Raw genomic sequence first — 21,847 nt, forward strand, 5'->3', positions numbered from 1 at the left:
TTCTGAAAGGTGGCGGCGGGCGTGCGGCGTGTGAGCCGGACGTCTATGGGGGATTGTCCGCCCAAAAACAATCAAAAAGATTCAAAAAGGGACGATTTCTTGTTCCCCCCCGCTCCTTCCCGTAGCATTCCAGCTAATCAGATCCCGCAACACGCCTCCGAGCCCGGACGCCTAAGGGGCAACGCCCTACGGTGCCGGGCCAACGGGTCCTCCCGGAAACGGAAGGACCTCCCGCGTTTGGAAAGGGGGCACCGGAAGCACCACCTTCCCTCGGGGGTTTCGGCGGTCGAGGGCCCGCCGGTATCCTCCGAGCCCCTGTCCCTGCGCGACCGAAAGCGTGAAGCGGCGTTTCGATGCGGTGCGTCCTGGGGGCGTGCCGGCGCGGAGACGGCCTGCGGAGGTTCCGCCACGGAGGGGAACCAGGGTGAACCAAACGGGAGGGGAAGGGGAAGAAGAGATGAAGCAGTACCATGTGAAGTCCATCCGGCTCAACGGCATCCCGCGCAAGGTGGTGGCGGATCCGGAGCAGCGCCTCATCCGGATCATCCGGGAACAGCTCGGCTTCACCGGCACCAAGCTGGGCTGCGGCGTGGGGCAGTGCGGGGTCTGCAACGTCCTGCTGGACGGCAAGGTGACCCGCTCCTGCATCACCCCCTGGAGCAAGGTTCCCGAGGGTGCGGACATCGTCACCATCGAAGGCATCGGGACCCCGGATCACCTCCACGCCCTTCAGTATGCGTTCATCATCAAGGGCGCCATCCAGTGTGGCTTCTGCACCCCCGGCTTCATCGTGGCCGCCAAGGGGCTGCTGGAGGTCAATCCCTCCCCCACTCGCGATGAGGTTCGGGACTGGTTCCAGAAGCACTGGACCGCCTGCCGCTGCACCGGCTACGTGCAGGTGGTGGATGCGGTCATGGAGGCCGCCGCGATCCTGCGGGGCGAGAAGACCATGACCTGCCTCGACGAGCTCTACAAGGACGGGGACACCATCTGGGGCAGCCGCTACCCTCGCCCCAGCGCCATCTACAAGGCCACCGGCACCATGGACTACGGCGACGACCTCTATGGGAAGATGCCCCAGGAGACCCTCTTCGCCGTTCCCGTGTGCCCCGAGACCCACCATGCCCGGGTCCTGAAGATCGACTACACCGAAGCTCTGAAGATGCCTGGGGTGGTCAAGGTGGTCACCGCCGAGGACATCAAGGCCAACAAGGGGACCAACCGCATCCGGGGCCAGCAGGGTTCCGGCTCCATGTCCGGCGACGGCTGGGAGCGGCGCATGATCGTGCCCGAGGGCGACAAGATCCGCCAGTGGGGCGAGTGCGTGGCCATCGTCTGCGCCGACACGGAGCAGAACGCCCGGGCTGCCGCCGCCGCGGTGGTGGTGGAGCTGGAGCAGCTTCCGGAGCTTCTCCACGTGAAGGACGCCATGGCTCAGGGGGCCGTGAAGGTCTACGACGAAATCCCCGACTTGGCGGACATCCCCAACTGCTTCAACGTCCGTCCCATCATCAAGGGCGAGGACACGAAGCCCCTCATCGATAAGGCCAAGTACGTGGTGGACGACGAGTTCTACAGCTCCCGGCAGCCCCACCTGACTCTGGAGACGGACTGCGGCTTCGGCTACTTCGACGAAGAGGGCCGGATCACCATCCAGTCCAAGAGCATCTGCGTGTACCGTCACCAGCTCATGATCGCCCGGGGTATCGGCATGGCGCCGTCGAAGATCCGCATCATCATGAACCCAATGGGCGCCACTTTCGGCTACAAGGTCGCCCCCACCAACGAGTTCCTCATCGCCATCTGCGTCATCGCCACGGGGCGGCCGGTGTACATGCGTCTGGACATGAAGGAGCACATCACCCGCACCCCGAAGCGGTCCCCCTTCCTCATGAAGATCCGCCTGGGGGCCGACGAGAAGGGCATGCTGGTGGGCGGCGAGCACTACTGGTATGTGGACCACGGCCCCTACTCCGAGTCCAGCCAGGACCTCACCAACAAGGGAAGCCAGTTCTTCATGGCCCCCTACCACCTGGACAGCGTCCGGGGCTGCGGCTACACGATCTTCACCAACCACCGGTGGAGCGCCGCCTTCCGGGCCTACGGCTCTCCCCAGACCTATTGGGGCGGCGAGACGGCCATGGATATGCTGGCCCACGAGTGCGGCATGGATCCCTTCGAGTTCCGGGTCCAGAACGTCATCCGTCCGGGAGATTCCTTCGCCCACGGGCAGAAGCCTGAGGTCTATCCCTTCCAGGAGCTGATCGAGAAGGTCCGCCCGCTCTACGAGGAGGCCAAGAAGCGGGCCGCCGCAGGCAGCACCGAGGAGATCAAGAAGGGCGTGGGCATCTCCTTCGGCATCTACAACTCCAACGACGACGGCGCCGACGACGCCAGCAGCAACATCGAGCTTACCAAGGACGGCGTGATCCTCTACAACACCTGGGAGGACCACGGCCAGGGCGCCGATGCGGGCTGCGTGGGCACCGCCCACGAGGCCCTCAAGCCCCTGGGCCTGCGGCCCGAGCAGATCCGGCTGGAGTGCAACGACACCGCCAAGGCCCCCAACAGCGGAGCTGCCGCGGCGAGCCGCTGCCAGGTCATGGTGGGCAACGCCATCGTGGACTCCTGCAACAAGCTTCTGGAGGCCATGAAGAAGCCCGACGGCACCTATCGCACCTACGACGAGATGGTGGCGGAGGGGATCCCCACGTTCTACGAGGGGTACTGGCAGGCCAAGACCCGTGACAACAGCGGAGAGGTCATCACCTGCACCGGCATGGATGATACCACCGGGGAAGGCTATCCTTTCTCCAACCACATGTTCGGGATCTTCCTGGCGGAAGTGTCCGTGAACACGAAGACCGGAAAGACCACGGTGGATCGCTTCACCCTGGCGAGCGACGTGGGGGCCATCTGCAACCTGGACGTGGTGGACGGCCAGCAGTACGGCGGTCTGGCACAGGGCATCGGTCTGGCCCTTTCCGAGGATTTCATTGACATGCACAAGCACAACAACCTGGTGGCCTGCGGGCTGCCCTACGTGAAGGACGTGCCGGACGAGCTGAAGCTGATCCACCAGATGATGCCCCGGGAGTTCGGCCCCTTCGGTGCCTCCGGCACCGGCGAGATGCCCCTCTCCGCTCCCCATCCCGCCATCGGCAACGCCATCTTCAACGCCACGGGGGTGCGCATCAAGGAGCTTCCCTGTTCCCCCGACAAAGTCCTGGCGGGTCTCAAGAAGTAAGGCCCCCAAGGGGGTTCCGCGACACCTCGGGGGGGCCGGACTCGTTCCGGCTCCCCCTTTTCGCAACCGAAAAGAGCGAAGGAGAGGAGGGTTCGATCATGGCGGAGATTCAGGGAGCGTCGGGCAGGCTGGAGGATCTTCCCCTGCACAACGCCTCGGCCCTGGCGCCGGGGGTGATCAAGCGCATCGTCTTCGGTCCCGGGCAGCATTGGGACGACTACGTAGTCCGGTATTTCATCCTGCCTCCCGGGGAGTCCATCCCTCCCCATACCCACGAGTGGGACCACTTCGTGGTGGCGGTGAAGGGGCACGGTCAGGTGACGGTGGAAGGAGTGCCCCACGACCTGCCGGAACTGTCCTGGGGACACGTCCCCCCGGGGGTGGAGCACGTGTTCGCCAACGTGGGGGATACGGACTTCGCCTTCTTCTGCATCGTCCCCACCCATGGAGACCCCCACGCAAAGAAGACCCGGATGCGGCAGGATCGGGCGGATCGGAAGGAGCGGGAATCCTCGTGAGGAGCAAGGTGGTCTCACGGTTCCGCTGCCTGGAACCCTCGTCCATGATGAAGATGTTCAAGGAGGCGTCGAAGCGCTCCGGGCTCATCAACCTGAGTCTGGGAGAACCCGACGTGCCCACGGACCCCTCCATCGTGGAGGCCCTGCGGCAGGCGGGGCTGGAGGGGCACACCCACTACGCCCCCAGCTCGGGCATCCCGGAGCTTCGGGGGGCCATCCGGGGCTACTGGAGCCGGACCTACGGTCTGGAGGTTCCCCTGGAGCAGGTGCTGGTGACCAACGGGGGGTCCCAGGCCTGCCACCTGGCCTTTCAGGTGCTCCTGGAGCCGGGAGACGAAGTGGTGCTCCTGGAGCCCTACTTCACCTTCTACGCCCAGCAGGTGTGCTACCACGGGGGCGTGGCGGTCCCGGTGGTTTGCCGGGAGGAGAACGGCTTCGTTCCCCGGGTGGAGGACATCGAGCGGGTCCTGACCCCCCGCACGAAGATGCTGGTGCTCAACTCCCCCTGCAACCCCTCCGGGGCGGTGTTCGACCGGGCCACCCTTCAGGGGATCGCGGACCTGGCGGAACGGCACGATCTGATCGTCCTCTCCGACGAGCTTTACGAGTCCTTCGTCTACGAGGGGGAGCACGTCCCCTTCGCCACGCTTCCGGGGATGAGACGCCGCACCCTCACGGTGGGCGGGTTCTCCAAGAGCTTCGCCATGTGCGGCTGGCGCATCGGCTACGTCCTGGGGCCCGAGGAGATCCTGCGTCCCATGGATCTGCTGGCCATCGTGCAGACCCTCTGTGTGAACTCCCTGGTGCAGCGGGCGGCCCTGTACGCCCTGGAGAACGGGGCTCCCTTCACCCGGCGGCTCCACGACCTGTTCCGGGATCGGGTGCGCTGCGCCTCGGAGGGGCTGAACGGCCTGCCGGGGCTCTCCTGCGGGGTGCCCAAGGGCAGCTTCTACGTCTTCTTCGACGTCTCCCGCACGGGCCTTTCGGGGGAGGACTTCGCCTGGCGCATGCTGGAGGAGGCGGGGGTGGTGATGGTTCCGGGGGGGGCCTTCGGGACCTCCTTCCCCCACCATGTGCGTCTCGCCGCCACGGTTCCGGAAGAGCGGCTCCGGGAGGCCTTCGGTCGCATGAAGCCGGTGCTGGAGGGGCTGGTTCGGGATGGAGCGGCATAGGGGAACGGCGGAAGGAGGCCCTGTGCCTCCGGGGACGGCAAAGAGGGGACGGGACAAGGCATGAATCGCGTCATGATGGACCTGATTCGGGAGGAACTGGAGGCGGGAGCGGCGGGGGTGCTTTGCACGGTGGTGGAGGAGGTGGGATCCACCCCCCGAAGCCTCGGGGCTTGCATGTGGGTGCGCCCTGACGGCAGCATCTTGGGCACCGTGGGGGGCGGGGTGCTGGAGTACCACGTCATCCAGGAGGCCCTGGACATGCTGGCAAAGGGGCCGGAATACCGACATTTCAGGGAGGCCCTGCACTGCAACGGCGTGGCGGAGGGGGAGGCGGCCTGCGGCGGCGAGCTGGCGGTGTTCCTGGAGGTGATGGGACGGGAGCGGGAGCTGGTGGTCTTCGGGGCGGGGCACGTGGGCAAGGCGGTGGCCCACATCGCCGCGGCGGCGGGTTTCCGGGTCACCGTGTGGGACGAGCGGGAGGAATTCGCCAACCCCGAGAACATCCCCTGGGGGCGCACCGTGGCCTGTCCCCTGGACCGCATCGCAGAGGAAGGGATCCGCTTCCACGACCGGACCTTCGTGGTGGTGGCCACCCGGGGGCACGCCCTGGACGCGGCGGTGGTGAAGGCCCTGGAGGGAACTGTCACGGCCTACAAGGGCCTCATCGGATCCCGCAAGAAGATCGATGTGGTGCGCTGTAACCTGATCCGGGAAGGGGTGGCGGCGGCGTACCTGGACGGCATTTTTCAGCCCGTGGGCCTGCCCATCCGGGCGGAGACTCCGGAGGAGATCGGCGTCTCCGTGGTGGCGGAGCTGATCGCGGTGAGCCGCCGGGGGGACCTGAAGAACCTGCGCCGGGCCCTCTCGGAGGACGGGGGATTCCCGATCTATCCGCGATTTGAATAGTTTCCGGGGGCGAAGCGAGCCGCCCTCCCGTCTTCTTCCGGGGAGACGGGAGGGCGGCTCGCCGTTGTCTGGCCCTTTTGATGAGCCCCTGGTCTTTCCGATTCGTCCCCTCGGTTCGCACGGGCGTAGACAAAAGTGCGCAATTTCGTTGCAAATGAGGAGTCCTAGGGGGGATAATGCAACGGAATTGTGACGAAGGGGAGGTCGTGGAATGAGGCTCAGGGGAATGCTGTGGGGCATGGTGGCGCTGTTGGTGGGATGCTCCGGCCCCGCCTACGCGGAGGAGGGCATCGTGGCGGTTTCGGCGGGGATTGCGTCCTGTGTGGAGAACCTGATCCAGGCCTATGCGGTTCAGGGGGGCAAGCCCTTGACCCTGGTGCGGGAGTCCACCGGAACCATCGCCCGGCAGATGGACCAGGGAGCGCCCTACGACGTGCTGGTGGCGGCGGATCCGGAGTGGCCCCAGTGGCTTGCGGGGCGGGGCAAGCTGAAGGCCGCCGCTCCCTGCGCCCGGGGGCAGATGGTGGTCTGGGTGGCGTCGGGAGAACCCCCTCGCCTGGAGGACCTGGGGAAGATCGTCCTGGCCTGCCCCGACCCGGAGTCCACCTCCCACGGGAAACTGGCTCGGAAGTTCCTCCAGGACCGCAAGCTTTGGGATGCGGGCAAGCGAAACGGCAGGATCCTGGTGGTGGCCAACGCGGTCCAGGGAGTCATGACCGTCAAGGGAGGCACGGCCAAGGCTGCCCTGATGCCCCTGGCCCTCGCCCTGGGGAGCAAGGGGGCCTACCGGGAGCTTCCGGGGACGGAAATCCCCACGGTGGCGGGGTTGGGGGCGAATTCCACGAACCCCAACGCCAAGGCCTTCCTGGCCTTCCTCCGTTCCGACGGCGCCGCTCCCATCTGGCGGCAGTGGGGATTCTCCGTGGCAAAGCCATGACCATCTCCGAAGACCTTCAGGGTCGGGGGCTTCGGGCCACTCCCTTTCGGGAGGAGCTTCTCTCCCTTCTCCGGGCAGAGGGGCTGCCCCTTTCCCATCAGGAAATCCAAGGGCGCTTTCGCGAAAAGGTGGACCGGGTGACCCTGTACCGCAATCTGGAACTGCTTCGCACCCATGGTCTGGTGCACCAGGTGCAGGGGCTGGACGGGGCGTGGCGCTTCTGCGCCCACGACGTCTCCGGCCCCGGATGTCCGGGAAACCACGTCCACCTGCTCTGCGTGGTCTGCGGACGCATGGAGTGTCTGGTGGACCAGCCTCTTCCCCGGGTCGCCGTTCACGAAGGCTTCGAGGTGGAGGGCAAGCAGCTGGTGGTGTACGGCTGCTGCTCCGGATGCCGAGAAAAGAAAACGTCCCAAGGGGAGGATGGCACATGCTGAGGGCTGCGAAGCGTCGCATGGAGGAGATCCTCCGGGACCACCCGGAGATTCGGGAGGGTTCGGCCCCCTTGGAGATTCGGACGCTTTCCCCCCAGGAAGCCTTGGGGGACCCGGAGGGCCGGGACGAATTCCCCCTGATCCGGGGCAAGGAAAAACTGGTGGAGGCCACCTACGAAGGACAGGTGGGGCAGGCCTTCACCGCCTGTCCCTCCTCCTGGAGCGGAACGGTGGGGGAATGGTTGCGCCTGGATCCGGAGGATCTGGCGGAATGCCCCCTGGTGCTGTCGGGCCTCAACGCGCTGGCTCGCCACCTGGGGTTGGTGACGGAGGCCACCCGGCACTGTCGGGACGAAGGCCCCGCACAATGCGCCAAGACCATGGAAGGGCGCATCCGGGAGCGCCTGGGGGAGGAAGGCTGTCTCCTGCAGGTGGGGCTTCAGCCTGCCATCCTGAAGGCGGCGGTGCGGGCCTTGGGGCCTGCCCGGGTTCGGGTGCTGGACCTCCAGCCGGAAAACGTGGGGCGGAAGGTGGAGGGCGTCCTGATTCGGGACGGGGAGCACGATTTTGAGGAATCCCTGTGGGGGGTCCGTCTCGTTCTGGTCACCGGTTCCACCTGGGCCAACGGGACCTTCGGGGAGATCGCCCGGCGGGTGAAACGGGAGGGGGCGGACCTAGTGCTCTACGGCACCACCGCCGCCGGTCCCGCCGCCCTCATGGGACTGGAGCGCTGGTGCTTCGAGGCGGAATGACCGCCGGTTTTCGGGGACCCGACGGCTGCGCCGGGATGACTACGACCAAGGGAGGTCCTGTCTTGAAACGTTCGGGGATGCGCAGGGGCGGTTGGGGATTCGTTCTGGTTTTGGCGGCGACATTGGGATGGGGTTTGGGCTCCGTTTCCCCTGCGGCGGCGGAGACCGTGGCGGCGGCGGCGAGCCTGCAGCCGGTGATGGAGAAGCTGCTTCCCCAGTTTGAAAAGGACAAGAACATGAAGTTGGAGGCGGTCTTCGACGCCTCGGGCAACCTGGCCCGGCAGATCGAAATGGGGGCTCCCTTCGACGTGTTCCTCTCCGCCGACGAGAAGTGGGCCCGGTACCTGGAGGAGAAGGGCAAGCTGGAGAAGGTCCGGGCCTTCGCGGAGTGTCCCCTGGTGCTCTGGTGGGCCAAGAAGGAGGCTCCCCGGATGGAGCTGATGACCGACAAGGCCTACCGGGTGGCCATCGCGGACCCCGAGACGGCCCCCTTCGGCAAGCTGGCCAAGAAGTACCTGGTGTCCAAGGGATGGTTCGATCCGATCCAAAAGCAGGGACGGCTCATCCTGGGGGGAGACGTGCTGAAGGCGGGGTTGGCCGCCAAGAGCGGCGGCGCGGATCTGGCCCTTTTGCCCCTGAGCATCGCCCAGAAGCTGGGAGGGACCTGGACCAAGGTCCCCGTGGCGCCTCAGACCCTCTTCGGGGGGCTGGTGGCCGGGCGTTCCGTCCTGGCGGGGCGGGCCTTCTTCGACTACCTCCGGAGCGACCGGGCGGAACCCTGCTTCCGCGAGGCGGGCTTCGAACTGATCCGGTAAGCGGCCCCACGTGTTTGCCGCCCTTCTCATCAGCCTGAAGGTGCTGGCCTTCACGGTCCCCCTCCTGGTGGTTTTCGGGGGGGGGATCGGTTGGCTTCTGGCGAAACGGAGCTTTCGGGGGCGGGACGCCCTCAGCCTGGTGCTTCAGCTTCCCGTGGTGCTGCCCCCCTCGGTGCTGGGGTTTTACCTCCTCTTCGGTCTGGCCAAGTGTCCCTTCCTGCGGGACTCCCATATCCTCTTCGCCTTTCCCGCGGCGGTGCTGGGGGCCCTGGTCCCCTCGCTGCCCATCATGATCCAGGCGGCTCGCGCGGGGTTCTCCGGGGTGGACCCCCAACTGGAAGATGCCGCGCGCACCCTGGGGCGCACGGAGTTCCAGGTGTTCTCCCGGATCACCCTTCCCCTGGCGCGTCGTACCCTCCTGGTGGGGCTGGCCCTGGCCTCCGCCCGCGCCCTGGGGGATTTCGGCGTCACCCTCATGGTGGCGGGAAACATCCCCCTGCGCACCCAGACCTTGCCCCTGTACATCTACTGCCGGGTGGAGAGCCTGGATTTTCTGGGGGCCCACGTGGCGGCGGCGCTGCTTACCGCCGTGGGCCTGGGCAGCCTCTACCTGGTGCACCGGATGGAAGGAGCCTCTCATGAGCGCCTGGCTTGAGGCGTCCCTTCAGGATCGCCTGGGGGACTTCACCCTGGACGTGTCCCTGGAGCTGGGCCGGGAGGTGGGGGTCCTCTTCGGCCCCAGCGGGGCGGGGAAGTCCGCCTCCCTCCGGAGCCTGGCGGGGCTGCGTCGGCCCCGCAGCGGGTTCATCCGACTGGGGGGGCGGACCCTCTTCGACGCCCGAGAGGGGATCTTTCTGCCTCCCCGAGAAAGAAGGGTGGGGCTGTGTTTTCAGAACCTGGCCCTCTTCCCCCACCTCACCGCCCTGGAGAACGTGGCCTTCGGGGTCGCCGGCGCGGGCAGACGGAAGCGGCTCCGGGCGGAGGAGTGGCTGGACAAGGTACATCTGGAGGGACTGGCGGAACGTTACCCCGGACAGCTCTCCGGGGGGCAGCGGCAGCGGGTTGCCCTGGCCCGGGCCCTGGCGGCGGAGCCGGATCTCCTGCTGCTGGACGAACCCTTCAGCGCCCTGGACGGGCCTCTCCGCCGAAGCCTTCGCCGGGAGCTGCGGCGGCTCCACGAGGAGACCTCCGTGCCGTTGCTCTACGTGACCCACCAGGTGGAGGACCTCTGCGCCCTGGGAAGCCGGGTCTTCGTGGTGCGGGACGGTTCCCTGGCGGGGACCTTCCCGGTGGACCGGCTCTTCGAGGCCGACGCGGGGGGGGAGGCGTGGAATGCCCTGGGCTGGGGGAACCTCCTGCGAGGGGACCTGGAATCCACCCGGGAGGAGGGCTGGATCCTCAACGCTTCCTGGGGCGCCCTGCGCCTCGGGGCTCGGGACGGCCTGACGGAGGGGCCCGCCACGATCTTCGTCCCCTCCGACGGGGTGAAGGTGCTCTACCCGAACCTGCCCGTGGACGAGGAACTGCTGGACAACGTGCTGGAAGAGGGCATGGTGGAGGAGCTGATCCCCCTGGCGGGGGTGGTGCGCCTGGAGGTGGCCTCGGGAGGCAGGCTCTGGCAGGTGGAGCACCCCCGCTCCTCCCTCCAGCGGCTGGACCTGCGCCCGGGGCACCCGGTGCGCTTGGCGGTCCCCCCTCGAAGGATCGAGGTGCTTCGGTGCGGAGGGGCAACGGACGAATCGGGGGAGCCCGCAGGGCTCCCCATGGCCGAAGGGGCGTTTTGCTCCTCCGTGGGTCGTTAGAAGGAGAGGAATGGGAGCGTGAAGATCACCGTACTGCCCGTGGAGGAGGCCCTGGGGAAACCCCTGGCCCACGACCTGACCCAGGTGGACATCGCCCGGGGCACCAAGGGGGCCCGTTTCAAGAAGGGCCAGATCATCGGACCGGAGGATCTGCCGGTCCTTCGGTCCATGGGCCGGGAGCACCTTCAGATCCTGGAGCTGGAGCCCGACGAGGTGCACGAGGACGACGCGGCCCTGGAGATGGCCCGGGTCCTCCAGGGGGAGAACCTTTCCCTGAAGGGCCCTGACGAGGGGCGCTGCACCCTGGTGGCGGACGTCTCCGGCCTTTTGCTCTTCCGCGAGGCGTCCGTCCATGGGGTGAACGAGGACCCGGACTGGGTTCTTTCCACCCTGCTTCCCCGGAGGTCCGTCCAGGCGGGGCAGCCCGTGGCGGCCTTCCGCATCCGCCCCCTTTCCGTCCGCCGTACGGTGGTGGATCGAGCCCTGGCGGCCGCCTCTCCCCTTCGGGTGGTCCCCTTCCGTCCCCTGAAGGTGGGACTGGTGACTACGGGGTCGGAGATCCGCAGTGGCAAGATCGCCGACGCCTTCCGACCCAAGCTGGAGCGCAAGCTGGTGCCCTACGGGGGCACCCTGTTGGATCAGTGGATCGTCTCCGACGGGGTGGAGGAGATCGCCGGGGCCATCCGATCCGCCCTGGATCGGGGGGCGGACCTGGTGCTCTGCACCGGAGGCATGAGCGTGGACGCGGACGACCGAACCCCCGGGGGCATCCGCGCCGTGGCGGACCGGGTGGCCTTCCAGGGGGTGCCTTCCCTGCCCGGAAGCATGCTGATGCTGGCCTGGGCGGGGGATCGGGCCCTGATGGGAGCCCCGGCCTGCGTGATCCATGACGAGACCACCACCCTGGACCGGCTGCTTCCCTTCCTCTTCGCCGGAGTCCCGGTGGAGCAGGAGGTGCGTCGCTGGGGCGTGGGGGGGCTCTGTGCCCGCTGCCCTGCCTGTGTCTTCCCCAACTGCGCCTTCGGGGGGGCCTGAGTTCGAGAGCGACGTATCCTGTCGGGTCCAGGGAGTATAAGGAGGGTGTCCCGAACATCGGGGCACCCTCCGCCTTCTTTCGAGAACAGGAGGGAGATCCCCCGGGGAGGTGCGGTGTTGGAGGATGGGCTGCAGTACCTCTATTGCTTCCTTGCGGGCATGATCCTGGGTCCCGTGGTGGTCCAGTTCCTTGCGGTCCTCTTCGAGGGGCTTTCCCTGTCCTTCGGGATCCTGTGGGGCTTCGTCCGCCTCCTGCGGTTTCTCCTGGCTGGCCTGCGAAATGGCCTGAGGCAGTCGGCGGAGGAGATCCGCCGACGGGAGCGAAGCCGAAGGGGCGTGGAAAAACATGGATCGTCCTGAGATGCCCCGACGATTTGCCCTCTTCCTGGGGGGATACACAGGTCCTTGCTGGCAGGTGGTGTCTCCCCGTCGTTTCCCTGGGGAGCTTCGCTACGAGATGCGTCAAGAGGAAGAAGTGACCCGACGGGTGGTCCCTTCGACAGAAGAATGGCACGCATTCTGGGCCGATCTGGATCGGCTGGGTGTCTGGAAGTGGCGTCGGGAGTATTTCTTGCCCCTTCTGGACGGTACCCAATGGAGCGTGAAGCTGCGTACCCAGGATGGTCGCTGGTGCCACAGTTTTGGTTCCAACGCCTTCCCTCCCCATGGAGAGGGACCGGAGCCCTGCGGGGCCTTTCCGTCTTTCTGCGGATCCGTACGCCGCCTGCTGGGAGGGCTCCCTTTCGGTTTCCGGGACGTTGCCGAGGATCTGGCGGATTCGGCTCGGCGCTTCATTCCGGAGAAAGAACGACATCCCAGGGGGAACGAGGGGGCGCTCTATGTGTACGAAGACGAGGAATGGGACGCTGGGTCTTTGAGGCTCCTCTGGAACCGGAGGAACCGATGAACCACGATTTGGGCGCTTTGCGCCTCCCGCTGGTCCTGGTCAAGGACCTGCTGTCAGGGATCACATCTTGGGGGGCGGCGCTCACCCGCTTCGGCCTGCGAGGTAAGGAGTGACGGCGTCGAGATTCCGAATCGCCCACCTCTTAACGGGGGGAAACCTCCGTGGTAGGATGACGCAGGTTATCCTTTTCTCATGAATCGACGTCTCGGAGGAAAAGGTGAGGGGCGGGGCTGGAAGATGAGGTCGAAGAGAAGAATCCTTGGAGCCGTCCTGGGGGGGCTCTGCCTCCTGGGGGCTATGGGGGGCGTGTGGTTTCACGGGATCCTGCAGCGCTACCGGGCCGCCGTGGAGGCCCTGCGGGTTCAGGACGTGGACCTCGCCACGGTCCCCGACGGAGCCTACGTGGGCTCCCAGGACGCGGTGCTGGTGGCGGCGGAGGTGCGGGTCACCGTGGCGGACGGGGCGATCCGGCGCATCGAGATCCTGCGCCACGAGAACGGCCGGGGCAAACCCGCGGAGGCCGTGCTGGACCGGGTGATCGCGGCCCAGTCCCTCCGGGTAGACGCCGTTTCCGGGGCCACCAGCAGCAGCAAGGTCCTCCTCAAAGCGGTGGAGAACGCCCTACGGGGGGCGAGGGAAGGACTCTAACGGTCCCCATGTCCTCTGGTTGCGACCCGAACGAAAACCAGGGCGGAGAGGATGAACGAGACGGCATGAACGCACAGGTTGGAGGGAACCAGTCCGTCGATCTGGATACGGGAACTCTTTTCGGGTATCTCTGGGATGCCGCCAACATTCTGCGTGGTTCTGTCGACGCGGCCGACTTCAAGACCTACATTTTTCCACTGCTGTTCTTCAAGCGGCTCTCCGACGTTTATGACGAAGAGTATGCCGTGGCCTTGGATGAGTCCGACGGAGACGTGGAATTTGCCCAGTTCGCAGAGAACCACCGGTTTCAGGTTCCGGAGGATTGCCACTGGAAAGATGTTCGGGCCACGATTGCCCATATCGGGCATGCGCTCCAGAAGGCCATGCGCTGCATCGAGCAGGCGAACCCGGACACCCTGCACGGCATCTTCGGCGATGCCCAATGGACGAATAAGGACCGCCTTTCGGACGTGCTGCTCAAGGACCTGATCGAACACTTTTCGTCGCTCAACTTGAGCAATGAGCACTGCAAAGCGGATATTCTCGGCCAAGCCTACGAATACCTGATCAAGAAATTTGCCGACCTCACCAACAAGAAGGCCGGTGAATTCTATACTCCCCGCTCCGTGGTGGCCTTGCTGGTCCGCATCCTTGCGCCCAAGGCCGGGGAAACCATCTATGACCCGGCCTGCGGAACCGGTGGCATGCTCCTCGAGGCGCTGCACCATGTCAAAGAGCAGGGCGGCGATGAGAACCTCATGCTGGGCAAGCTCTACGGCCAGGAAAAGAACCTGACCACCTCCGCCATCGCCCGAATGAACCTCTTTCTCCACGGCGCGGAGGATTTTCATGTCCAGCGGGGCGACACCCTGCGCGTACCTGCCTTCTATTCCGGCGACAACCTTGCCACCTTCGACTGCGTCATCGCCAATCCGCCCTTCTCCCTCAAAAAATGGGGAGATGACGTCTGGATCAACGACCCCTACGGCCGGAACTTTGCCGGGTTGCCGCCGGCCAAATCCGGCGATTTCGCCTGGGTTCAACACATGGTCAAGTCCATGGCCCGCAGGACCGGCCGCATGGCCGTGGTGGTTCCCCAAGGCGTGCTGTTCCGCATGTCCAAGGAGGGCGAGATCCGACGCAAACTGCTGGAGATGGACATCCTCGAAGCGGTGATCGGCCTCGGCCAGAACATTTTCTACGGCACGGGACTCGCGCCCTGTGTGCTGGTCTTCCGGGACAGAAAACCCGAGGCCCATCGCTGGAAAGTATTGTTCATCGACGCCTCGAAGGAGTTCAAGACCGGTCGTGCCCAGAACGAGCTCCTGCCGGAACACGTGGACCGCATCCATCGCTGGTACGAGGGCTATCAGGATGTGGAAGGGATCTGCCGGGTGGTCACGCAGGGCGAGATCCGCGAGAATGATTTCAACCTGAACATCCCTCGCTACGTGGAGCCGGTGATCGAGGAGGAATCTATGACCATTCATCAGGCCACCGCCAACCTTAAGGAATCGCTGCAGGCGGCGTATGCAGCCGAGGATCGGCTGAAGGCGCTGCTCGAAAAAGAGGGGTTGATGGGATGAGCGACCCATCAACCCGAGTCGAACGTGCGCAGAAACCACGCAAATGCCCCCAATGCAGGCAGGCTCCTCTGGCCAGCGTCCTCTATGGGATGCCCGCTTTCGATGAGGAGTTAGAACGAAAAATGAATGAAGGCCAGATCACGCTTGGTGGCTGCTGTGTCAGCGATGACGATCCAGCGTGGGAATGCACCCACTGCGGGCTCAAGATTTTCCGGAGGCAGGTGCAATGATTTCCCAATCCCAACTTGAAGCCTACCTCTGGGGTGCGGCCACCTTGCTGCGCGGCACCATCGACGCAGGGGACTACAAACAGTTCATCTTCCCGCTGCTGTTCTACAAGCGTCTGTGCGACGTGTACGATGAGGAGTTGGCCGATGCGCTGGAGGAATCCGGCGGCGATCGGGAGTACGCCGCGCTTCCCGAGCAGCACCGATTCCAGATCCCCGAGGACGCCCACTGGAAGGCCACCCGCACCCAGGTCAAGAACGTCGGCAAGGCCATCCAGGACGCCCTCCGGGCCATTGAGACGGCCAACCCCGACACCCTGTACGGGGTTTTTGGTGACGCCCAGTGGACCAACAAGGACCGCCTGCCGGACCGCATGCTGCGCGAGCTGATCGAGCACTTCAGCTCCCAGACGCTTTCGCTTGCCCACTGCCCGGAGGATGAGCTGGGTGTGGGCTACGAGTTCCTGATCAAGCAGTTCGCCGACGATTCCGGTCACACCGCTGCGGAGTTCTATACCAACCGCACTGTGGTTCATCTGATGACCGAGATGCTCGAACCCAAACCGGGCGAGTCGATCTATGACCCCACCTGTGGTTCGGCGGGTATGCTGCTCTCCGCCGTCGCCCATCTGAAGCGACAGAACAAGGAGTGGCGGAACCTGCGCCTCTACGGCCAGGAGCGCAACCTGCTCACCTCCGCCATCGGCCGGATGAACCTGTTCCTGCATGGCATCGAGGACTTCCGCCTCGTCCGGGGCGATACCCTGGCAGGTCCTGCCTTTGTGGAAGGGGACCGGCTCATGCAGTTCGATGTGGTCCTGGCCAACCCGCCGTACTCCATCAAGCAGTGGGACCGCGATGCCTGGTCCGCCGATCCGTGGGGGCGGAACATCTACGGCACCCCGCCCCAGGGCCGCGCCGACTATGCCTTCTGGCAGCACATCATCAAGAGCATGAAGGAAGACACCGGCCGCTGCGCCATCCTGTTCCCCCATGGCGTTCTCTTCCGCAACGAAGAGCTGGCCATGCGCGAGAAGCTCGTGGGCCACGACGTGGTGGAGTGTGTGCTGGGCCTCGGTCCCAACCTCTTTTACAACTCCCCCATGGAAGCTTGCGTCGTCATCTGCCGGATGAACAAACCCAAGGAGCGCAGGGGCAAGGTGCTCTTCCTCAACGCGGTGAACGAGGTGACCCGCGAGCGGGCGCAGAGCTTCCTCACCGAAGAGCACATCCTGCGTATCGTTGCCGCGTACCGGTCTTTTACCGACGAGGATAGCTTTGCCCGGGTGGTCTCCACGGAAGAAATTGCCGCAAAAGGCAGCAACCTCAGCATCCCGCTCTACGTTCGGGTAGATCACGGCCATGGCAATGGAAACGGAGCGGCTGAAACGATCAGCCTCAAGGAGACTATTGTCCATTGGCAGGAAAGCTCCATGGTGCTGAGAGAGTCGATGGACGGCCTTTTCTCGGTTCTTGAAAACGACTACCCGCAGTCGCCGCAGGATTCCACAGATGCAAAGTGAGCAACGTGGGGGAGGACGGATTGAAAGGGTACTCCTCTTTCACGCATCGACATGAAAAGGCAAGGGGGGCCCTGGCGTGACCGGGACGATGGTTCGCCGCAACCCCAGGTTGTGTCAATCCGGCACGCAGGTGGAGCCTTTGCAGGACCCAACCCAGAGCCCTGTGTTGCACGTGATCTAGCCGGTATGCGTTGAGCGAGTTCTGCCGATAGGGTCTATCGGGTGACTTCGAGAAGTTCTGCACAGGTCTCTGGACGCTCTTTTCCCGGAACCGGGATCATGGTCAGAGGAGGGGAAAGTCGATGAAATCGGAAACAGTTCAGCAACTCCAAAGCCGGTTTGATGCTTTGAGTCGGGCCATTCCCGACGAAGGCATTGAATTCTGGTTTGCCCGAGATCTGATGGAGCCCCTTGGCTATGTCCGTTGGGAGAACTTCCTGACCGCCATCAACCGCGCCATAGAGTCTTGCGTCACAACGGGTTACAAGGCGGACGATCATTTTCGTGGCGTCACGAAAATGATCGAGATCGGCAGGGGGGGGCAGCGGCCGGTGGAGGATTTCATGCTCACCCGCTACGCCTGCTATCTGATTGCCCAGAACGGTGATCCCCGCAAGGAACCCATCGCTTTTGCCCAGAGTTACTTTGCCATGCAGACCCGAAGACAAGAACTGATCGAAGATCGGATGCGCTTGCAGGCCCGGCTGGATGCCCGGGAGCGGCTGCGGGAATCGGAAAAGACGCTGTCCCAGAACATCTACGAGCGGGGCGTCGATGACGCCGGTTTCGGCCGGATTCGATCCAAGGGGGATGCGGCGCTCTTTGGCGGCCATACCACCCAGGCCATGAAGGACCGATACGGCATCACCCAAACACGCCCACTGGCCGATTTTCTGCCGACTCTGACCATCGCGGCGAAAAACCTGGCCACCGAGATGACCAACCATAATGTCCAGCAGGAGGACCTGCGGGGTGAAGTCGCCATAACCAGCGAACATGTGCAGAACAACGAAAGCGTGCGCCACATGCTCGGCCAGCGAGGCATCAAACCGGAAACCCTTCCTCCGGAAGAGGATATCAAGAAGCTGGAGCGAAGGGTGAAGGCTGATGAGAAACGCCTGGAACGAAAGTCGGGGAAACTGCCCGGGGGAACGGGGGAATGAGGGATCTATCCCTGAAAGCCGGCTGGAAGATGGTGAAGTTCGGCGAAGTGGTGAAGAACGCCAACCTCGCGGAGCGTGATCCCGAGGCTCATGGCATTGAACGAATCGTCGGGCTGGAACACTTGGACCCGGAGAATCTGCATATCCGGCGATGGGACCCTGTCTCGGAGGGGACCTCGTTCACCCGAAGGTTCGTCCCGGGGCAGACGCTCTTCGGCAAGCGCCGGGCCTATCAACGCAAGGTCGCCTACGCCGAGTTTGAGGGCATTTGCTCCGGGGACATCCTGACGTTTGAGCCGAAAGACCGCAAGGTGCTGCTGCCGGAACTGCTGCCATGGATCTGCCAGAGCAATGCCTTCTTCGATCATGCGCTTGGCACTTCGGCCGGTTCGCTGTCTCCGAGGACCAGTTGGACGGCATTGAAGAATTTTGAATTCCCCCTGCCGCCGCTTGAGGAACAGAAGCGCATTGCCGAGATCCTGTGGGCGGCGGATGAGGCGGTATCAGCCTACCAGGAAGCCCTTACCCTTATTCATATCACTGCCCAAACTCGTCTTGAACACACTCTCAACACTCTGAATTGTTCTGAATTGTCGCTACTAGATGTTCTTTCCGGCAGCCCGGAAAGCGGTTGCTCAGCCCCGCCATCATCCAATGAAACCGGCCATTGGGTATTGTCCTTAGCCGCTCTTTCCGCCAACGGGTATGTCCGAGGAAATCTAAAGCCGGTCGCGAAAACCAACAAAATGGTTGCATGTACTCTGTCCAAAGGTGACTTGCTCATTTCACGGTCCAATACGATCGATTTGGTTGGATTCGCGGGGATTTTTAACGAAGATCGCCCGGATGTTTCTTTCCCTGATACTATAATACGATTGCCAGTAAATACGCAGAAAGCACTTCCTGATTATCTTGAGCTGGTGCTTCTTTCCAATCGGGGTAGACGCCACATGATGAAGACGGCATCGGGCACCAGTAGCAGCATGAAAAAGATCAATAGAAAGATCCTTTTTGAATTCAAATTCCCTGTCCCAGGCCTTGATACCCAGGAACGGATTGTGACGGAATTCAATGAACAGAAGAGGCTTCGAGATGCGATAGCAAATCACGTTTCTAAGACCCGAAGGATGCTCTCGTTGTTCAGTAATGAAGCGATAGGAGCTGCCCATGTTTAACGAAGAAAACACCGTTGAACGTTTGGTCCTCGACACGCTCTGCGCAAGCGGGGTTTCCTTCCGGGTGGCCTCGCCTCACTCCTCCGGCGAACGCCTCGGCTGGCGCTTCATGGCCGCCGAAGAGCTGCCTCGCCAGCACTCCGACGTGCTGGTGGAGTCGATGGTGCGGGACGCCCTCATCCGCCTGAATCCGGAAATCAAGGTCCAGCCCGACCGAGCCGACGAGGTGCTCTATCGTCTGCGGACCATCCCGCTGTCGGTGCAGAACGAAGGCCTCGTGCGGTCCAACGAGCTGTTCGCCGAATGGCTGCGGGGGGAGAAGTCCATGCCCTTCGGGGAGCGGGGCGAACACACGCCGGTGCGCCTCATCGACTTCGAGAACTTGCGCAACAACGAGTACGTGGTCACCAGCCAGTGGGTTTACCCGGTCAGGGAGGGCGGCCGCCGTTTCGACATCGTCCTGCTGGTCAACGGCATCCCGCTGGTGATCGGCGAGGCCAAGACGCCGGTGCGACCGGCGGTGACCTGGATGGACGGGGCCAGCGATATCCACGACGGCTACGAACAGACCGTGCCGCAGATGTTTGTGCCGGGGGTCTTTTCCTTTGCCACCGAGGGCAAACGCTATCGCTACGGTTCGGTGCGCATGCCTCTCGAACTCTGGGGGCCTTGGCACGAAGGGGACAACAAGGCGGAGGGGACGTTAGCGGACGTGCAGCGTTCCCTCCGCTCCATGTTGCATCCTCGCGTGGTGCTGGACATCCTGCAACATTTCACCCTGTTTGCCACCGGCAAGAAGCACCGGCGCATCAAAATCATCTGTCGTTACCAGCAGTACGAAGGCGCCAACCTGATGGTGGCCCGGGTTGTCAGGGGCTACCCCAAGAAGGGCCTGATCTGGCATTTCCAGGGCTCGGGCAAGTCGCTGCTGATGGTGTTTGCGGCGCAGAAGCTGCGGATGCACGCGGGCCTCGGCAACCCCACGGTGGTGGTCGTGGTGGACCGTATCGACCTGGACACCCAGATCACCGCCACCTTCAACGCCGCCGATATCCCGAACATGATCGGAGCTGCCACCCGGCAGGAGCTGCAGAGCCTGCTGGCGGCGGACATGCGCAAAATCCTCATCACCACCATCCACAAGTTCGGCGAGGCGGAGGGTCGCCTGAACGAGCGGCAGAACATCATCGTGATGGTGGACGAGGCGCACCGCACCCAGGAAGGCGACTTGGGACGCAAGATGCGCGACGCGCTGCCCAACGCCTTTCTCTTTGGCCTGACCGGCACGCCGATCAACAAGCGGGATCACAACACCTTCTGGGCCTTCGGAGCGAAGGAGGATGAACAGGGGTACATGAGCCGCTACTCCTTCCAGGATTCGATCCGAGACAAGGCCACGTTGCCGCTTCATTTCGAGGCGGTGGACGTGAAGCTGCACATCAACAAGGACGCCATCGACGAAGCCTACTCCCGGATGACCGAGAGCTTGAGCGAGCTGGATCGGGACGACCTGGCCAAACGAGCCGCCAAGATGGCGATGCTGATCAAAGCTCCGGAGCGGGTGAACGCCATCTGCCGGCACATCGTGGGGCATTTTCGGGAGAAGGTGGAGCCGAACGGCTTCAAGGCCCAGGTAGTGACTTTCGACCGGGAGTGCTGCGTGCTTTACAAGAAGGCCATGGACGAGTTGGTCGGCCCGGAGGCCAGCGCCATCGTCATGCACACCCAAGGAGGCAAATCCGACGAGTACGAGGAATGGAAGCTGGCCAAGGACGAAGAGGAAAAGCTCCTCGACCGTTTCCGCGATCCGAACGACCCGCTCCAGTTCCTGATCGTCACTTCCAAGCTCCTGACCGGCTTCGATGCGCCCATTCTGCAGGTGATGTACCTCGACAAGCCGATGAAGGATCACAACCTGCTGCAGGCCATCTGCCGCACCAACCGGGTCTATCCCGGCAAGACCCACGGTCTGATCGTGGATTACCTGGGTATCTTCGATGACGTAGCCGCAGCCCTGGATTTCGACGAGAAGTCGGTGCAGAAGGTCATCACCAATCTGGACGAGCTCAAGAAGGAACTGCCCGGCGTGGTGGCGAAGTGCCTGGCATTCTTCCCCGAGGTGGACCGCACCGTCGGCGGCTACGAGGGGCTGATCGCGGCCCAGGACTGCCTGCCGGATAACGAGACTCGAGATGCGTTCGCGGCGGCATACTCGGTGCTTACCCGTCTGTGGGAGGCCCTGTCTCCCGATCCCTGTCTCGGTCCCTATGAAAAGGACTACAAGTGGCTGACCCAGGTGTATGAATCGGTGAAGCCGCCGAGCGGCAACGGCAAGCTGCTCTGGCATGCCCTGGGGGCCAAAACCATCGAATTGGCGCATGAGAACGTGCATCTCGAGATGGTGCGCGACGATCTGGAGACCCTGGTAATGGACGCGGAGGTCCTTGAGGGGCTGTTGGATTCCGAGGATCCGGAAAGAAAATCCAGGGAAATCGAGGTCAATCTCGTCGCCCGCCTGTGCAGGCATCAAAGCAACCCGATCTTCGTCGCCCTGGGCGAACGCCTCGAAAAGCTCAAAGAGCGACATGAACAGGGCCTGCTCCACAGTCTCGATTTTCTGAAGGAGCTGTTGACCCTGGCCAGAGAGGTCGTCCAGGCCGAGAAGCAGGTGGACCCGGTGGACGAACAGGCCAAGGCCAAAGCGGCCCTGACCGAACTGTTCGCCGAGGTGAAGAGCGGTAAGACGCCGGTGGTGGTCGAGCGGGTTGTCAAGGACATCGACGAGATCGTGCGTTTGGTCCGGTTCCCCGGCTGGCAAAACACCAAGGCTGGAGAGCGCGAGGTTCAAAAGGCCCTGCGCAAAGTGATTTACGTGAAGTACCAGGTGAAGGACCAGGATCTGTTCGACAGGGCCTACGGGTATATTCGCCAGTATTACTGACCTTGCCTCTGCCGTTTGGAGGAACAGTTACGGTGAAGGTCGCAGGCAGGGAGGGAGGT

Annotated in this window: 18 protein-coding genes and 1 riboswitch; all 18 genes read left to right on the forward strand. The window is 63.9% G+C overall.

Annotated features, from left to right (window positions below; all coding sequences use genetic code 11):
• Positions 1-143 precede the first annotated feature (143 nt).
• Positions 144-264, forward strand: a riboswitch (molybdenum cofactor riboswitch).
• A gap of 193 nt (positions 265-457) precedes the next feature.
• Positions 458-3,247 carry a molybdopterin-dependent aldehyde oxidoreductase gene (locus APAU_RS03350; RefSeq protein WP_040345524.1) on the forward strand — a complete coding sequence of 930 codons (2,790 nt, stop codon included), beginning with the start codon at positions 458-460 and terminating at the stop codon, positions 3,245-3,247.
• Positions 3,248-3,345: 98 nt separating this feature from the next.
• Positions 3,346-3,765, forward strand: a complete 420-nt coding sequence (locus tag APAU_RS03355; protein WP_006300272.1) for a cupin domain-containing protein — start codon at positions 3,346-3,348, stop codon at positions 3,763-3,765.
• The gene (locus APAU_RS03360; RefSeq protein WP_006300273.1) at positions 3,762-4,937 is read left to right on the forward strand and encodes a pyridoxal phosphate-dependent aminotransferase; all 1,176 of its coding nucleotides are present in this window, start codon (positions 3,762-3,764) and stop codon (positions 4,935-4,937) included. The genes APAU_RS03355 and APAU_RS03360 overlap by 4 nt, the downstream gene beginning before the upstream one ends.
• 60 nt (positions 4,938-4,997) lie before the next feature.
• The gene (locus APAU_RS03365) at positions 4,998-5,843 is read left to right on the forward strand and encodes an XdhC family protein (protein WP_006300274.1); all 846 of its coding nucleotides are present in this window, start codon (positions 4,998-5,000) and stop codon (positions 5,841-5,843) included.
• Between the two features lie 211 nt (positions 5,844-6,054).
• Complete coding sequence (gene modA, locus APAU_RS03370) at positions 6,055-6,780, forward strand: molybdate ABC transporter substrate-binding protein (RefSeq protein ID WP_006300275.1); 726 nt, start codon at positions 6,055-6,057, stop codon at positions 6,778-6,780.
• A complete protein-coding gene (locus APAU_RS03375; RefSeq protein ID WP_006300276.1) occupies positions 6,777-7,217 on the forward strand; it encodes a Fur family transcriptional regulator in 441 nt (146 codons plus the stop codon). Before modA (APAU_RS03370) ends, APAU_RS03375 begins: the two co-directional genes overlap by 4 nt.
• Positions 7,211-7,966 carry a Rossmann-like domain-containing protein gene (locus APAU_RS03380; RefSeq protein ID WP_006300277.1) on the forward strand — a complete coding sequence of 252 codons (756 nt, stop codon included), beginning with the start codon at positions 7,211-7,213 and terminating at the stop codon, positions 7,964-7,966. Before APAU_RS03375 ends, APAU_RS03380 begins: the two co-directional genes overlap by 7 nt.
• Before the next feature lie 62 nt (positions 7,967-8,028).
• On the forward strand, positions 8,029-8,781 hold the full coding sequence (gene modA, locus APAU_RS03385; RefSeq protein ID WP_006300279.1) for a molybdate ABC transporter substrate-binding protein: 753 nt from the start codon (positions 8,029-8,031) through the stop codon (positions 8,779-8,781).
• 10 nt (positions 8,782-8,791) lie between these two features.
• Positions 8,792-9,436 carry a molybdate ABC transporter permease subunit gene (locus tag APAU_RS03390; RefSeq protein ID WP_006300280.1) on the forward strand — a complete coding sequence of 215 codons (645 nt, stop codon included), beginning with the start codon at positions 8,792-8,794 and terminating at the stop codon, positions 9,434-9,436.
• Positions 9,420-10,583: a sulfate/molybdate ABC transporter ATP-binding protein gene (locus APAU_RS14880; RefSeq protein WP_006300282.1), complete on the forward strand. Its 1,164-nt coding sequence runs from the start codon at positions 9,420-9,422 to the stop codon at positions 10,581-10,583. Before APAU_RS03390 ends, APAU_RS14880 begins: the two co-directional genes overlap by 17 nt.
• Positions 10,584-10,601: 18 nt before the next feature.
• Positions 10,602-11,618: a molybdopterin-binding protein gene (locus APAU_RS03400; RefSeq protein WP_006300283.1), complete on the forward strand. Its 1,017-nt coding sequence runs from the start codon at positions 10,602-10,604 to the stop codon at positions 11,616-11,618.
• Positions 11,619-11,735: 117 nt separating this feature from the next.
• Positions 11,736-11,978, forward strand: a complete 243-nt coding sequence (locus APAU_RS03405) for a hypothetical protein (protein WP_006300284.1) — start codon at positions 11,736-11,738, stop codon at positions 11,976-11,978.
• 784 nt (positions 11,979-12,762) lie between these two features.
• Positions 12,763-13,173: an FMN-binding protein gene (locus APAU_RS03415; protein ID WP_006300287.1), complete on the forward strand. Its 411-nt coding sequence runs from the start codon at positions 12,763-12,765 to the stop codon at positions 13,171-13,173.
• Positions 13,174-13,238: 65 nt separating this feature from the next.
• Positions 13,239-14,759, forward strand: coding sequence for a type I restriction-modification system subunit M (locus tag APAU_RS03420; protein WP_006300288.1), 1,521 nt, complete (start codon positions 13,239-13,241; stop codon positions 14,757-14,759).
• 226 nt (positions 14,760-14,985) lie between these two features.
• The gene (locus tag APAU_RS03425) at positions 14,986-16,509 is read left to right on the forward strand and encodes a type I restriction-modification system subunit M (RefSeq protein WP_006300289.1); all 1,524 of its coding nucleotides are present in this window, start codon (positions 14,986-14,988) and stop codon (positions 16,507-16,509) included.
• A gap of 302 nt (positions 16,510-16,811) precedes the next feature.
• Positions 16,812-17,672 (forward strand): DNA damage-inducible protein D, encoded by an 861-nt coding sequence (gene dinD, locus APAU_RS03430; RefSeq protein ID WP_006300290.1) that lies wholly within the window; start codon positions 16,812-16,814, stop codon positions 17,670-17,672.
• Positions 17,669-18,847 (forward strand): restriction endonuclease subunit S, encoded by a 1,179-nt coding sequence (locus tag APAU_RS12940; RefSeq protein ID WP_006300291.1) that lies wholly within the window; start codon positions 17,669-17,671, stop codon positions 18,845-18,847. The genes dinD and APAU_RS12940 overlap by 4 nt, the downstream gene beginning before the upstream one ends.
• Entirely contained in the window at positions 18,840-21,788 is a 2,949-nt protein-coding gene (locus tag APAU_RS03435; RefSeq protein ID WP_006300292.1) for a type I restriction endonuclease subunit R, read from the forward strand. The genes APAU_RS12940 and APAU_RS03435 overlap by 8 nt, the downstream gene beginning before the upstream one ends.
• Positions 21,789-21,847: the final 59 nt, after the last annotated feature.

The organism is Aminomonas paucivorans DSM 12260 (assembly GCF_000165795.1).
GTDB classification, from domain to species: Bacteria; Synergistota; Synergistia; order Synergistales; family Synergistaceae; genus Aminomonas; species Aminomonas paucivorans.

Excerpts from the sequence above, each read along its gene's own strand:
- APAU_RS14880 (WP_006300282.1), top strand. The coding sequence starts at position 9,420 with ATGAGCGCCTGGCTTGAGGCGTCCCTTCAGGATCGCCTGGGGGACTTC.
- APAU_RS03350 (WP_040345524.1), top strand. The coding sequence starts at position 458 with ATGAAGCAGTACCATGTGAAGTCCATCCGGCTCAACGGCATCCCGCGC.
- APAU_RS03375 (WP_006300276.1), top strand. The coding sequence starts at position 6,777 with ATGACCATCTCCGAAGACCTTCAGGGTCGGGGGCTTCGGGCCACTCCC.
- dinD (WP_006300290.1), top strand. The coding sequence starts at position 16,812 with ATGAAATCGGAAACAGTTCAGCAACTCCAAAGCCGGTTTGATGCTTTG.
- APAU_RS03425 (WP_006300289.1), top strand. The coding sequence starts at position 14,986 with ATGATTTCCCAATCCCAACTTGAAGCCTACCTCTGGGGTGCGGCCACC.
- APAU_RS03415 (WP_006300287.1), top strand. The coding sequence starts at position 12,763 with ATGAGGTCGAAGAGAAGAATCCTTGGAGCCGTCCTGGGGGGGCTCTGC.
- APAU_RS03355 (WP_006300272.1), top strand. The coding sequence starts at position 3,346 with ATGGCGGAGATTCAGGGAGCGTCGGGCAGGCTGGAGGATCTTCCCCTG.
- modA (WP_006300275.1), top strand. The coding sequence starts at position 6,055 with ATGAGGCTCAGGGGAATGCTGTGGGGCATGGTGGCGCTGTTGGTGGGA.
- APAU_RS03420 (WP_006300288.1), top strand. The coding sequence starts at position 13,239 with ATGAACGCACAGGTTGGAGGGAACCAGTCCGTCGATCTGGATACGGGA.
- APAU_RS12940 (WP_006300291.1), top strand. The coding sequence starts at position 17,669 with ATGAGGGATCTATCCCTGAAAGCCGGCTGGAAGATGGTGAAGTTCGGC.
- APAU_RS03435 (WP_006300292.1), top strand. The coding sequence starts at position 18,840 with ATGTTTAACGAAGAAAACACCGTTGAACGTTTGGTCCTCGACACGCTC.
- APAU_RS03380 (WP_006300277.1), top strand. The coding sequence starts at position 7,211 with ATGCTGAGGGCTGCGAAGCGTCGCATGGAGGAGATCCTCCGGGACCAC.
- APAU_RS03365 (WP_006300274.1), top strand. The coding sequence starts at position 4,998 with ATGAATCGCGTCATGATGGACCTGATTCGGGAGGAACTGGAGGCGGGA.